Below are 13325 nucleotides of genomic sequence, written 5' to 3' on the forward strand. Positions count from 1 at the left end.
ATTCGATGTCGCCCGTATCCGGCACACATGCCACGGCTGCTCCACCCGACGTGCACGTCCGTCCGGCGGTGGTCGCCGACGCCGCCTGGCTGGCCTCGGTCAGCCAGGCGTCGTTCGTCCGTCACCTCCATGACTATCTGACTTCGGCCCAGCCCGGCGTCGGACGGTTCTGGGAGGTCGTGCTGGCGCATCCGGCATCTTTCCCCGGCCGTTGTTTCCTGGTGGCCGAGACCGACGGCGGCGAGCGGCTGGGCTTCGCGGACCTGACGCTCGTCGAGCCGGGACTCGCGCACCTCTCCTACATCTGCGTGGTCCGAGCCGCGCGTGGCCGGGGCGTCGCTCGCGCGCTGCTGCGGGCGTACCTCGTTCGCCATCCCGGCGTCCGGAGAATGCAGCTCGACGTCTTCGCGGACAATCCCCCCGCCCGGGCGTTGTATGACCGGCTCGGCTTCACCACCGAGTCCACGAGCACATGGTGGGTCACGGACGTCGCACCCGACCGATCCGCTCCGTTCGCCGGCGTACGGCTCGACGGTCTGCACGCCGCCCGTGCCTGGTTCGACACCTACGGATTCGGCGAACTCACGGCCGTCGTCGGTGACTCCGACGTACGGTTCGGTCGCCCGAGCGCCCGCGTGCTGCGCTGCTTCGACGTCGCGACCCTACGGCAGCCGGCGGTCGTCGCCGCCGTGCTGCGCGAGTTCCCCGAGATCGATCGTGTGCTGGTCATCGCGCCGGGTGACATCCCGCCACCCAGCGCCACCGGTGCCCTGCGCGCCGCCAACCGCTCGCTGAGGATGTCCACAACCGAGATCCGCACCCGACTGGAGCTGCCGTGACGAGGACGATCGCCAAGACCGCCGTCGACCCCGACGGCTTCCGCACTCCGAGCCTGTACTACGGCGCGGCCCGGGAGGGGATGCGGGACCTTCTCGCGCAGCCCGAGGTGTGGCGAGGCGAGCAACGCGACATCCTGTTGCCGTCATTCATCGGCTGGTCGGCGCACGAGGGCAGTGGCGTCTTCGACCCGGTGACCGATCTGGGTCTCGACCCCGGCTTCTACGATCTGACCCCGGACCTCGCGGTGGACCTGTCGTCGCTGGAGGCCCGGCTCGCCGAGCGCCGGTACGACGTGGTCGTGGTCATCCACTACTTCGGCCGTACCGAGCGTGCGGTCGGGCGAATCCGTACCCTGACCGATCGGCACGGGGCACTGCTGCTGGAGGACCTCGCGCACGCCTGGTTCACCCACGCGCTCGGTGGTCCGGCCGGGCGCACCGGGGAGGTGTCGCTCTACTCCCTGCACAAGATGCTGCCGATGCCGGGCGCGCGCGGCGGGATGGTGACCTACCGAAACCCCGATCGACTCACCGGCCAGCGCGAAACCGCGCCCGAGCTGGCGCGACACCTGCTCAACTACGACACGCTGGGCGTCGCCCGGCGACGTCGGCAGAATTTCCGCGCCCTCACCGGCTTGCTCGGCGCGTTGCCGGAACTCGGTGATGCCTTCGAGCTGATCTGGCCCGAGCTGGACGAGGACGACGTGCCGCAGACGTTGCCGGTGCGGATCCTCGGGGACGGACGCGAGAACCGTGACCACGTCTACGCCGAGATGAACCGCGAGGGCTACGGCATGGTCAGTCTCTACCACACGCTCATCGAGCACCTCCGCGACCACCCGACGACGGCGCGCCTCGCGCGGCACATCATCAACTTCCCGGTGCACCAGGACGTCGAGCCGGACGACTACCCCGAGCTGGTCGAGTGCTTCCGCCGGGCGTTGAACTCGGCTCCTGGCCAGGACCGCGCCGCTGCCGTGCCGTGGGCGGAGAGCGACGCCGGGGGACGCGGCGCCACCGTCACCGCGGCGGGGGCAGCTTCCGGCGGTCGAGTTGCTCCCGTAAGCCCTCCGGCAACAGCTCGCGCAACTGGTCGGGCAGCAACGGCAGGTCGAGCAGGCTCAGCTTGAGCTGGTTGCGCTCCTGGTAGCGGCGCGGATCGAGGCGGACGACGCGGCCGGCGTCGCGGACGTATCGGACGTGCACCGAGCCCTCCGTCGCCGCCTGACGGATCAGCAACCCGTCCATCTCCACCGCCACCGGCGCGGAATCCGGGCGTAGCTCCAGGTGCACGCTCTCGTGCGCGGAGAGCAGCACCGATCGGGAGATCCCGGCCATCGGTGCGGAGGGCGTCACCACCATCGCCTCGGTCGCGGGCGAGATCAACGGCCCACCGGCTGCGTAGCTGTACGCGGTGGAGCCGGTGGGCGTGCTCACCACCAGTGCGTCGCACCGGTAGTAGCCGTAGCGCTGACCGTCGACCGCTAAGGTCGCGGTGACGAAGCCCGCCCCGGGCTGCCGGACCAGGGCGATGTCGTTGAACGCCACCACGTCGTCGCCGCAGACGTCGCAGGCCAGGCAGGCGTGCGACTCGACGGTGAAATCGCGTGCCACCAGCCGCTCCAGTGCTCGCGGCAGGTCGGGCGGTTCCACCTCCACCAGGAAGCCCAGCCGTCCCAGGTGCACCCCGAGCACCGGCTTCGGATCGCGGACAGCCATCCGCAGCGCGCCCAGCATGGTGCCGTCGCCGCCGATGCTGATGAGCGCGTCGCAGTGAGCGGCGAGGTCACCGACGGGGACCGCTTCCACCGAGGCCGGCACCCGGTGCCGGTCCTCGCATCTCACGGCAAGGGTCTTGCTGTGCCGGGCCGCCCACCGCGCGATCGTCTCCACCACCTCGGAGACGTTCCGGGTCGGGTGCAGCACCAGCCCGAACACATAGCCCGCCACCCGTACAGCTCATCACACCGGAATGCGGACCGTCGGGGGTACGCGATGCGGAAGCAGATGATTCGGGTGTATGGGATTTTCCCGTACCCTGTCGGCCCTTTCGTCGTTGGACGCAGGTGGAGTGGGGACGAACGGAGGGTCGATGCATGCCGTGATCATGGCGGGTGGCGCTGGAGTGCGACTCCGTCCCTACACGTCGACCCTACCGAAGCCGCTCGTGCCGATCGGGGACAGCTACGCGATCCTTGAGATCGTGTTGCGTCAGCTCGCGGCCCGCGGGTTCACCCACGTGACGCTGGCGATCAACCACCTCGGGGCGCTGATACGGGCGTTCGTCGGCGACGGCTCGCGATTCGGGCTGACGGTCGACTACGTCGAGGAAGACCGGCCGCTGTCCACGATCGGCCCGCTCTTCGGCATCCGGGACCGGCTGCCCGAACACTTCCTCGTGATGAACGGCGACGTGCTCACCGATCTCGACTACGTCGACCTGCTGACCACGCATCAGCGGTCGGGGGCGCCACTGACGATTGCCACCTACCGGCGGACGGTCAAGATCGACTTTGGCGTCCTCGAGTTGGCCGGCGACAAGATCACCTCGTTCGCCGAGAAGCCGGTCCTCCACTACCGGGTGAGCATGGGCGTCTACGGCCTCTCCCGGAGCACCATCGCCCGCTATCAGGTCGGCCGGCCCTTCGGGTTCGACCAACTGGTCCTTGACCTCCTGGACCGGGGCGAGCCGCCGGCGAGCTACGAGTGCGACGGCTACTGGCTCGACATCGGTCGCCCGGAGGATTACGACGAAGCAAACCGTTGCTTCGCTGACGTTCGGGACATGCTGCTGCCCGCCGGTGCGCCGGTGACGGCCGGCACGAGTTGAGCCGACCGGGTGGCCGGCCGGCAACGAGGAGGAATGCCATGACCACGCACTCGTACGGCGACCCGGTGGTGGTGACCGGAGCCGGTGGCTTCATCGGATCCCACCTGGTTGAAGCACTCGTCGGCGCGGGTCACCGGGTGCGTGCCTTCGTGCACTACAACGGTGCCGGCACTCACGGCTGGCTGGACGCCCTTGGGGAGGACCAGAGAGCGGGCGTCGACGTGGTCGCCGGCGACATCCGCGACCGGGGGATGGTGCAGCGGCTCGTCGACGGCGCCTCCGTCGTCTACCACCTGGCCGCCCTGGGCGGTATCCCGTACTCCTACCTGGCACCGCAGTCTTATGTCGAGACGAACATCACCGGCACACTCAACGTGCTGGAGAGCGCCCGGACGGCCTCGGTCGGCCGTGTGGTGGTGACCTCCACGAGCGAGGTGTACGGGACGGCCACCACCGTGCCGATGACCGAGGAGCATCGGTTGCGCGGGCAGTCGCCGTACTCGGCGTCGAAGATCGGCGCTGACAAGCTCGCGGAGAGCTACCACCTCAGCTTCGGCCTCCCGGTCGTGACGCTTCGACCGTTCAACACGTACGGTCCACGGCAGTCGACCCGAGCCGTCATTCCCACCATCATCAGCCAGTTGGCGAAGGACGAGGGAAAGGTCCGGCTGGGCGCGCTCGGTACCACCCGCGACCTGCTCTACGTGACCGACACCGTCGCAGCCTTTCAAGCGGTCGGTACCGCTGCCGATGACGCCGTGGTGGGTGGGGTGTTCCAGGCAGCGACTGGTCGGGAGACGTCGATTGGTGATCTTGTCAGGAAAATTTCCGCCATCTTCGGCGTCCAGCCGGAGCTGATCGTCAGCGACTCCCGGTTGCGTCCGCCGGAATCCGAGGTGGAACGCCTGGTCGGCGATCCTGGTCTCCTGCGGGCGCGGACTGGTTGGCAACCGACCAAGGACATCGACGACGGGCTGAAGGCGACGGTCGAGTGGTTCCTCGATCCCGCCAATCTCGCCCGCTACCGCTCGGACCGGGCGGTGTGACCGGTCAGCAGGCGCTGCCCGAGAGGATCCGGTGTGATGGTGGCGTATGACCACGCCCGTTTGCCTGGTGCGTTCGGCCGATCTACCCGTGGATCGTTCGGCGCACCAGTGCGGAGCAAGGCACGGGAGGGCGGGCGGCTCTCGGCAGTGTTGCGGGCCGCAGCGGTGGTGATGCTGCTCAACTTCGACGTGTTCCCGCGCCTGATGGGCCGAAGCTTTCTGGTCGTAGCGGTGCTCCTGGCGGTGCCGCTGGCTCTGCACGAGATCCTTCGGGTGTCCTCTCGCGCCCGGGTGGTGGTCTTCTGGAGCTTATTGATCTTCGGCATCCTGGCGTCGCCGGGAATCCTCTCACCCCCGCAGACGGAGTACGGCCAACAGAAGCTCCTGCTTCTCGTGACCTTGACGATGGCAGCGGCGCTGGCAGTCGCGTTGCTGCGCGGCAGGCGCGACGTCGAGATGTTCGCCGCCCTGTTCGCGCTGTGCGGTCTGGTGCTCGCTGTCGCCGCAATGACCGGCGAATCGGAGGCCGGTCGGGCGAGCGGCTTCGGATCCAATCCGATCTGGCTGGGGCGGGCGATCGGTGGCGGAATTCTTGCCCTGACCTGGCTGTGCCTGCGCAAGCGCATCACGGCCACCTGGGCCGCCGGCCCGATGGTGCTGCTCTTCCTCGGCCTGTTCGCTACCGGCTCCCGAGGGCCCTTGCTGGCGACCGTCCTCGCTCTGTTCGTCCTCGTCCTCGCCGGGCTCCGGATGCGCAAGAGCCGTCGTGCGTGGGGCGCCCTCGCGCTGATGGGAACCCTGGCGATGGCCGTGGCCGCCATGCCCTCCTTGATTCCGACCCGGATGTATGAACTGGTGGTGGATCCGAGCGACGAACTGTTCGACAGCACCCGGGCGACGATGCGGGAGGTCACGCTGCCGATCATCGCCGAGCACCCCGGCGGAGTCGGGTACGGCAACTGGGGAATCCATGCCGGGATGGAAATCCACAAGTACCCGCACAACCTGTGGTTGGAGTTGCCGGCCGAGGCCGGCTGGCTGGTGGCCGGTGCGTTCGGCCTGGCAGTCCTGACCGTGGTCACCGGACTGTGGCGCGCTGCCCGGCGTGATCCCGCCGCCGGGTTCGTTCTCGCCCTGGTGGCGTTCTACGCGGTGGCGGTGTCGACATCCGGCGACATAAACGGGGACCGTCCACTCTTCGCCGCACTGGCTCTCGGCGTGCTCGTCCTGTCCGGGGCCACGATGCCCAGGGTGTGGCGCCGGCCGCGGACAGGCCGGGCGGGAGTTGGCGGGCGTGGTATGCCACCACCTCCGTCGGTCCATCCGTGGCGCGGTGCCGGGCTCCCCGTACCGATCGGTCCGGCCAGGGGCGTCGAGTGAGATGGCGACCTTTACTGCGTCCTACGTTGTCGGACGGCCGACGGGGAGTGTTGAGCATCGCGGCCGGCTCTGCGGGAGGCCAACTACTCGCCTTGGCGGCCGTTCCGCTGCTGGCCCGGATCTACCGCCCGGCTGACTTCGGTCATCTCGCTGTCGTCACCGCGTTGGCGGTCACCCTCGGCACGGTGGCGGCGCTGCGGTTCGAGATGGCGATTCCGCTGCCGAAGCGGGAGAGTGACGCACAGGCGCTGGTGACCCTCGGCCTCGTCGCTGCCTGTGGGACCGGCTTTGTCGGGGCTGTTGCGGTCCTCGTGGCGGGTGGCGAGGTGGCATGGTGGTTCGGTCAGCCCGAGCTGGCGCCCTGGCTATGGGTGGTGCCGCCCTCCGCAGCGGCGTTGGGTGCGGTTCTCGTGCTCAACCAACTCGCCGTTCGGCACTTTCGGTACGCGACGATCGGCCGGCGCAACCTGTTCCAGTCCCTTGGCGTGGTGTTCACACAGATCACTGCCGGTGTCGCGGGCCTTCGGTCCGGCGGTCTGATACTCGGCTTCGGATTCGGCCAGGTGGTGGCCGCCGCAGTTCTGCTGCGGGACGCGCGTCGACGCGGCCAGGACGGGAAGGCCGACCACGAACCCCGGCGACTGCTGGCGGTGGCCCGGCGGTATCGCCGTTTCCCGCTGCTGATGGCACCGTCAGGCCTGCTCAACGTGCTCGGCACGCAGCTACCGGTCCTACTCGTCGCCTACTGGTACGGCAGCACGGTGGCGGGCTGGTTGGGTCTCACCCAGCGAGTGGTCGCGATGCCTGTCGCTCTGGTGGCATCCGCGGTCGCGCAGGTCTACCTGGCCGAGATCGCCCGGATCGCGCGGGAGCAGCCGGCGGCCGGCCGGCGCGTGTTCGTGAGGGCGAGCCGGAAGCTGGCCCTGGTGGCGGGCCCGAGCGCCCTTGCCGTCGTGGTCGCCGCGCCGATGCTGTTCTCGCTGGTCTTCGGTCCGCAATGGCGCAGCAGCGGCGGCTACGCCCAGGCCATGGCCGTCTTCATGGCAGCGCAACTCGTGGCGTCGCCGCTGTCGCAGACACTCATCGTGTTCGAACGCCAAGGGCTGCAACTTGCCTGGGACGCCGGGCGTCTCCTTCTCGTGGCGGGCACCGTCGCCGTCGTGGCGTCGGTTGGCGGATCACCGCTGACCGCCGTCTGGTCTTTCGGTATCGCCGGCGCGCTTTCGTACGGCGTCGGCTGGCTGATGTCGTTGCGAGTGGTCACCGCGGCAAGCCGGGTCGGTGGCGGGGCAGGCGCGGAGCGGCATCTGGTATCCCCGGGCTGAACACCAGTCTGCCTCTTCTTGAAGGTTCCGCGTTTCTTCGACCATTTCTACACGTTGATCCCTGTATCAACCGGGGAAGGAGTGTGCCCAGATGCAGGGTTCGTGCCGCCGATGGTGGGGGTGCCGGCAATGACGGACCACCAGCGGGATCCCGCGTCCACACCACGACTGCTTGTCGTCTCGTACCACCTTCCGTCGGCCGAGACGGTTGCCGCCAGTCGACCGGCTGCCCTTGCGGCCTTCGCTGACGAGCACGGATGGGACGTCCGGATCCTGACCGCCACAGGCGCGGACCGGGTCGGCGAATCGGCGCGGTTTCCGCGGGTTCGGGTGATCCACGCGCCACCATCGCCGCGGCTTCCGCGACTCGGCAGCGACCCGGACATGTCCTCCTCCGCCGGCGGGCCGGCGCGGCGAGTGTCGCGACTGACTTGGCTGAAAGCGGGCGTCAAAGGCTCAGTCCGGAGGGCCGGCCTGGAACTCCTCGTGCCCGATCCGCAGGTCAACTGGATTCGCCCGGCACTGCGGGCCTTCGGCCGAGCGGCTGGCGACTGGCGTCCCGATGTCGTCCTGGCGTCGGCGCCGCCATTCTCCGGGTTCTTGGTGGCGGCGGCGATCGCCCGCCGGCTGGGCGTACCGTGGGTGGCCGACTACCGGGATCTCTGGTCCGTCGGCAACGACTACTGGGTGCGTTCCTCGCTGCGCCGCGCGATCGATGAAAAGCTGGAACGCCGGGTGCTCCGATCGGTGACGAGGTGCGTCACCGTCTCGCAACCACTTGCGGAGACGCTCCGGAGTACGTTCGGTGTGGATGCCCGCGTCGTCATGAACGGGATCGACCGTCGGCCCGTGCTCTCCCGTTCCGTGGACGTTCGTCCGGTCTCCGGAGTGCGGGGTGAGGCGACACTGACCCTTGCGTACACCGGGCATCTATATGGGGGTAGGCGGGATCCGGGGCCTCTACTCGCCGCGATCGCCCTGCTCGGTGATGACGCCGCTCGGGTGCATGTCGTCTTCGCCGGTGAGGACGACGGCATCGTTCGTGCTGCGGCCGAGCGTGCAGGCGTTGCTGACTGCGTCACCGTCCTCGGCTATGTCACCCCGGAGAAGTCATGGCAGATCCAGGCAGACGCGGACGTTCTGGTTCAGCTCATGTGGAATGACCCCCGGGATGCCGGAACGGTCACCGGCAAGATGTTCGACTATTTCCAGGCGCGGCGTCCGATCCTCCTGCTGGGCTATGAGCACGGGGTGGCGGCGAATCTGGTGCGGGAGCGAGGCGTGGGAGTCGTCCACAACGAGCCAGCTGCGATTGCCGCTCAGCTGCGGGAGTGGCTCGGGGTGAAGCAGCAGGCCGGTGCGGTACCACCCGTTCCGCCCGGTGCGCTGGACGGCCTCTTTCGCGAGGATCAGTTCGGGCCATACCTTCAGCTCCTCCGCGAGGCTGCTGACGGACCAGCCCGCACCGGCCGCGGATAGATCTCATGGCACGCTCCCCGCGCCGTCGTGTGCGGGGAGCGTCCGATCATCGAACGCAGGTGAGGCGCCGCTCCTCGTCGAGATCGAGCATCTCCGACGAAGGATCGACGGACACCCCGGAAGCCCGCAGAACCTTGCCGACCGTTCGGGCGAGGATCCGTAGGTCGAGCCAGAGCGACCAACCGAGGACGTATCGGACGTCGAGTTCCAGGCGATCGGTCCAGCCAAGACCGTTGCGCCCGTTGACCTGGGCGAGACCGGTGATACCCGGTTGGACGGCGAACCGCAGCCGCTCCCGCTCCGTGTACCAGGGGTCGTAGCGCAGGAGGAGGGGGCGTGGCCCGACCAGGCTGAGGTCACCGCGGAGCACGTTGACCAGTTGGGGCAGCTCGTCGATGCTCAACCGACGCAGCGTACGACCAACGCCCCGGCAGCGGACCCCGTCCGGCAGCAGCCGACCGTGCGCGTCGCGTTCGTCAGACATCGTCCGCAGCTTGAGGACACGAATCCGGCGTTCGTGGCGGCCGGTACGCTCCTGCCGAAAGAACACCGGAGCTCCGAACTGGGCCAGCACCAACAGCGCGGCGACCGCCAGGACCGGTGCGGTCAGCACGAGGACGACCAGGGCCACGGTGACGTCGATGACCCGCTTGATCCGCCGCTCGACCGTGCGACGAGGACCGGTCACCGGGCCAGCACCTTTCCGGTTGCCGGCGGTGCGTACTCCTGTGGTGACCCGCCGATCCCCGCGGCATACTCGACGATCTCGGCCATCCGCACCGCTGAGATCCGGTTGTCGAAGTGCTGCCACGACCGTTCGCGAGCCCGCACCCCGCGCTCGGCGAGCCCACCCGACCGGAACTCCGTGTGCGCGTGCGCGAGGGCCCGGGCCAGCATCATCACGTCGTCCCGGGGCACCACCCACCCGCACGTCTCGTCCACCGTCTCCGGCAGCCCGCCGGCGTCGCTGACGATGCTCGGCACGTCCAGCAGCGCCGCCTCGGGTGGTGCGCCGTGTCCCTCGCTGAGCGACGGGCTGACGCTGAGATCCGCCGCCCGGTAGTAGGACCGCACGTCGTCGGCGGTGTCAATCCAGCGCACGGACGGGTCGTCGGCAAGGCCGAAGCGGCGGATGAGATCCTGCCGATGCTCCTCGCCGGCCTCGTCCGAGCCGCCGCCGACCAGCATCAGCACCGCGTCGGGATGCCCGGACCGAAACTTCTGCCAAGCCGCGAGCAGCACGTCGTGTCCCTTGAACGCGCGGTTGCGGTGGGCAGCGAGCTTCCGGGGCGGGTACACGTACGCCACCATGATCACCACGAACTGGTCGGGCGTGAGCCCGAGGTCCGCTCGGGCCTTCGCTCGGGCCTCCGCGCGTGTCGCCGCCGTGTCGTCGGGCAGGTCGGCGGTCGCCCAAGCCAGATTGAGCCCGCTTGTCACGGCTGGTCGACGCGACGCCGGCACGCCCAACTCGCCGTAGCGGTGGGAGGTGTACCGGGTGCCACAGATGATCACGCGGTCCAGCCGCCAGAGCACGCGTTCGACGACGCGGACCGCCCGCGACTCCAGGAAGGCGGGGCCGGCGACGAACTGCACCCGCGCCAGCGGCAGGCCGACAGTGGCCAATCGCGCGGCCAGGGTCGCCGCGTACAGGTGGTGGTAGAGCACCTGCACACGGAGACGGCGGACCAGGCGGCGGAGCTGCCAGAGCTGCACCACTGTGGCCGGTGTGGGCCGGAAGCGGAACGAGAAGGGCGACGCGACCGTGCGGATGCCCGCCTCGGCCAAGCGGGCGTTCAGACGACCACCTGGCGGACAGATCACCACGACGACGTGACCGCGGTCGCGTAGAGCGCACGCCTGCGGGATGGTCCACAGTCCGCCGTAGTTGGTCTTGACGATCAAGGCGACACGCAGCGTCCGGCCCCCCGGTGCGTCGTCCTCGGGAGAGTGCGGAGGGACCGGCTTCACCGAGCCGCCTCCGGCCGCTCGGAACCAGAACGAACCTGTTCTATCAGCATCTGGGGTCTTCTCTTACATGGTTCGGTTTGCATGGTTTGCACCCGATCAGTGGGTTGCTGGGGAGCTATGACAGATAAAACGAGACACGAAGGCTTTAGTAACTAATGCCGGAGCCTTCCGTTGGCCCTGCCGAGGGTGGACGTGACCGGTGTGCGTCGTCTCCGGGCAGCGCAGGTCCCATCAGCTCCGACCCGGTCAGAAGCGGGCCGGCTGGCGAACGGGGAGATTCTGTGAGAACCGTGCTGCTCTTCGGCGCGACCGGCTTCGTGGGTCGCCACGTGAGTGCGACACTCGCCCCGGCGTACGCCGTTGTCCGTCCGAGCCGCGCCGGGTGCGACCTGGTCCGTGCCACGACGGATGAGCTGGTGGAACTGATCCGGATTCATCAGCCTGTCGCTGTGGTGAACTGCGCGGGCCGGCTGACCGGGACCGACGCCGACATGGTCGCAGCTCATACACTCGTGACCGCCAGGCTCATCGAGGCCGTGGCGACCGCCGCACCCCGGGCCAGGCTGGTGCGACTCGGATCGGCCGGGGAGTACGGTGCTGTTCCTGCCGGTACCGCCGTACCGGAGACCTGGCCCGCCGAACCCGTGAGCGGATACGGACTGAGCCATCTGGCCGCCACCCGGCTGATGGATCTCGCTGTCGCAGCGGGTCGGCTGGACGGCGTCGTGCTCCGAGTGTTCAACCCCATCGGCCCAGGGCTGTCGGTGGAGAGCGTGCTGGGCCGGGCGGTACGCCTGCTCCGGCGGTCCGGACTGGTACACGGCGATTCGGAGATCACGCTAGGGCCGCTAGACGCGTACCGGGACTTCGTGGACGTGCGGGATGTCGCGCACGCGGTGGCCGCCGTCGTTGCGGCGCCGACCGTGCCGCACCGCTTGCTCAATGTCGGCACCGGCCGGGCGGTGCAGGTGCGCGCAGTGGTCAGAGCCCTGGCCGGTGTCGCCGGATTCACCGGCGCGGTCCGGGAGGCTGCGCCGACCGGAGGCGGTCGTCGATCGGTCGGGGTGCCGTGGATGTGTGCCGACATCTCCGCCATCCGTCAGCTCGGCTGGAATCCACACCACGAGCTGAACGACACGGTGAAGGCTGTCTGGGCAGCCGTTTCCGACTCGACCGTTGACGACTGACGCCGCCTCGGATCGTCTGGGTACAGGCCCTCAGGCCGTCCGGTCCGAGGGCCGGACGGCATCCGGGACGGCGGCGGGCCGAGGCAGTGATCGGCGGTCGGTCATCAGGTTACGGGCCGCCCGGTAGAACTCCGTGCGGTGAACCGCCAGTCGGTCCGCGGCGAACGCGCGGGCGACGTCGAGGTTGCGCCGTGAGGCGGCGGCCAAGCCCTCCGGGTCCGCCAGGACCCGGCCCAGCACTGCAGCCAAATCGTCCGGATCGCCGGGGCGGAACAGCATCTGCGGGGGCAGAAGCTCCGGGATACCGCCGACGTCGGAGGCCACGGCCGGTAGTCCACGGGCCATCGCCTCGATCAGTGCGCGGGGAAGACCTTCCGTCCGGGACGGCATGACCAGCAGGTCAGCGGCGTCGAGTTGATTCCGGAGCCCTTCGACCGTGGGGATCCAGCCGGCGAAGGTGATCCGGTCGCGCACTCCCAACCGGTCGGCGAGCTCCTCCAGCGTGGGCTGGTAACGGCCGGGGCCGATGTGTACGTGGCGGACCGACGGATCCAACTGCGGGATGGCCTTGATCAGAATGTCGATCCCCTTGTAGAGCTGCTCCAGCGAGCCCACTGACACGAGCGTCATCGGCCCGTCCGCTGATCGCCGGCCACGGGGCTGTGGCACGTACGCCTCCGGCGGGAGGTTCACCGAGCTGATGCCGGTGCAGAGCGTGCCGGGCCGGGTCGGGTAACGGGCCTGGAGGGAACGGCTCGTCTCGTAGGACACCGCTACCGCCGAGCGGCACTGCCGCTCAAGGTTGCGTGTGCTCCACACACGTAGAAAGGGCCGCAGCGGATGCTCGATCACCCCCGGGGCGAAGACGGCGTGGGGGTCGCCGATGACCTCCATGGCGTAGCGGAGCCCACGTCGAGTGATGTGCCGATGCATCAGCGTGGCGATGGTCGACGGCGCTCTCAGCAGCACCGCCTCCGCGTCGGCTGCGATCGCCCGTACTGTCCTGTCGATCCGTGGCAGCTGCCGCAAGTACTGCTGAGGGCCCTCGTAGTAGGGGAGCGGGGCCACGGTTACTCTCTCGCCGTCCACGCGCAGGGCGTTCGGCGGAATCTCCCCGACGTCCCGCGCGCGGGCCACGACCTGTACTTCGTCGAAGGCGACCAGGTAGCGCGACCAGAGTGCGTAGTCGGTGCCGAATGTGACCCAGAACTGGTTGTCGGGAGTGCGGACGAATCGGCACTCCTCCGTGATGGTTAGCCGCACAGCAG

General features: G+C 69.1%; 12 protein-coding genes. 8 read left to right on the plus strand and 4 right to left on the minus strand.

What is annotated here, in order from left to right; genetic code table 11:
- Window positions 1-50 precede the first annotated feature (50 nt).
- Together O7611_RS07995 and O7611_RS08000 are read left to right on the plus strand one after the other, a co-directional pair.
- A complete protein-coding gene (locus O7611_RS07995; RefSeq protein WP_194800915.1) occupies window positions 51-839 on the plus strand; it encodes a GNAT family N-acetyltransferase in 789 nt (262 codons plus the stop codon).
- Window positions 836-1969, plus strand: coding sequence for a DegT/DnrJ/EryC1/StrS family aminotransferase (locus tag O7611_RS08000; RefSeq protein WP_194800916.1), 1134 nt, complete (start codon window positions 836-838; stop codon window positions 1967-1969). The genes O7611_RS07995 and O7611_RS08000 overlap by 4 nt, the downstream gene beginning before the upstream one ends.
- On the opposite strand, the gene O7611_RS08005 is transcribed toward O7611_RS08000, so the two are convergent.
- Window positions 1860-2789 carry an NAD(+)/NADH kinase gene (locus tag O7611_RS08005; RefSeq protein WP_194800917.1) on the minus strand — a complete coding sequence of 310 codons (930 nt, stop codon included), beginning with the start codon at window positions 2787-2789 and terminating at the stop codon, window positions 1860-1862. The genes O7611_RS08000 and O7611_RS08005 overlap by 110 nt on opposite strands.
- A gap of 142 nt (window positions 2790-2931) precedes the next feature.
- On the opposite strand from O7611_RS08005, the gene O7611_RS08010 reads away from it, so the two are divergent.
- The 5 genes from O7611_RS08010 (at window position 2932) to O7611_RS08030 (ending at window position 8899) form a co-directional block, all read left to right on the plus strand.
- Window positions 2932-3669, plus strand: a complete 738-nt coding sequence (locus tag O7611_RS08010) for a sugar phosphate nucleotidyltransferase (protein WP_194800918.1) — start codon at window positions 2932-2934, stop codon at window positions 3667-3669.
- A 38-nt stretch (window positions 3670-3707) separates the two neighbouring features.
- Window positions 3708-4715 (plus strand): SDR family NAD(P)-dependent oxidoreductase, encoded by a 1008-nt coding sequence (locus O7611_RS08015; protein ID WP_194800919.1) that lies wholly within the window; start codon window positions 3708-3710, stop codon window positions 4713-4715.
- Between the two features lie 36 nt (window positions 4716-4751).
- Window positions 4752-6095 carry an O-antigen ligase family protein gene (locus O7611_RS08020; protein WP_194800920.1) on the plus strand — a complete coding sequence of 448 codons (1344 nt, stop codon included), beginning with the start codon at window positions 4752-4754 and terminating at the stop codon, window positions 6093-6095.
- A 50-nt stretch (window positions 6096-6145) separates the two neighbouring features.
- A complete protein-coding gene (locus O7611_RS08025; RefSeq protein ID WP_194800921.1) occupies window positions 6146-7420 on the plus strand; it encodes an oligosaccharide flippase family protein in 1275 nt (424 codons plus the stop codon).
- Window positions 7421-7549: 129 nt separating this feature from the next.
- Window positions 7550-8899, plus strand: a complete 1350-nt coding sequence (locus O7611_RS08030; protein WP_194800922.1) for a glycosyltransferase — start codon at window positions 7550-7552, stop codon at window positions 8897-8899.
- A gap of 46 nt (window positions 8900-8945) precedes the next feature.
- On the opposite strand, the gene O7611_RS08035 is transcribed toward O7611_RS08030, so the two are convergent.
- Together O7611_RS08035 and O7611_RS08040 are read right to left on the minus strand one after the other, a co-directional pair.
- The gene (locus O7611_RS08035) at window positions 8946-9587 is read right to left on the minus strand and encodes a sugar transferase (protein ID WP_194800923.1); all 642 of its coding nucleotides are present in this window, start codon (window positions 9585-9587) and stop codon (window positions 8946-8948) included.
- A complete protein-coding gene (locus tag O7611_RS08040; protein WP_228532076.1) occupies window positions 9584-10804 on the minus strand; it encodes a glycosyltransferase family 4 protein in 1221 nt (406 codons plus the stop codon). Before O7611_RS08040 ends, O7611_RS08035 begins: the two co-directional genes overlap by 4 nt.
- Window positions 10805-11160: 356 nt before the next feature.
- On the opposite strand from O7611_RS08040, the gene O7611_RS08045 reads away from it, so the two are divergent.
- Window positions 11161-12057 (plus strand): NAD-dependent epimerase/dehydratase family protein, encoded by an 897-nt coding sequence (locus O7611_RS08045; RefSeq protein WP_269696501.1) that lies wholly within the window; start codon window positions 11161-11163, stop codon window positions 12055-12057.
- A gap of 30 nt (window positions 12058-12087) precedes the next feature.
- On the opposite strand, the gene O7611_RS08050 is transcribed toward O7611_RS08045, so the two are convergent.
- The gene (locus O7611_RS08050) at window positions 12088-13320 is read right to left on the minus strand and encodes a glycosyltransferase family 4 protein (RefSeq protein ID WP_269696502.1); all 1233 of its coding nucleotides are present in this window, start codon (window positions 13318-13320) and stop codon (window positions 12088-12090) included.
- Window positions 13321-13325: the final 5 nt, after the last annotated feature.

Source organism: Micromonospora sp. WMMC273 (genome assembly GCF_027460285.1).
GTDB classification, from domain to species: Bacteria; Actinomycetota; Actinomycetes; order Mycobacteriales; family Micromonosporaceae; genus Micromonospora; species Micromonospora aurantiaca.

What these genes read in the sequence shown, in the direction of transcription:
- O7611_RS08020 (WP_194800920.1), top strand. Translation starts at nt 4,752, where the DNA reads ATGGTGGCGTATGACCACGCCCGTTTGCCTGGTGCGTTCGGCCGATCT.
- O7611_RS08030 (WP_194800922.1), top strand. Translation starts at nt 7,550, where the DNA reads ATGACGGACCACCAGCGGGATCCCGCGTCCACACCACGACTGCTTGTC.
- O7611_RS08010 (WP_194800918.1), top strand. Translation starts at nt 2,932, where the DNA reads ATGCATGCCGTGATCATGGCGGGTGGCGCTGGAGTGCGACTCCGTCCC.
- O7611_RS08015 (WP_194800919.1), top strand. Translation starts at nt 3,708, where the DNA reads ATGACCACGCACTCGTACGGCGACCCGGTGGTGGTGACCGGAGCCGGT.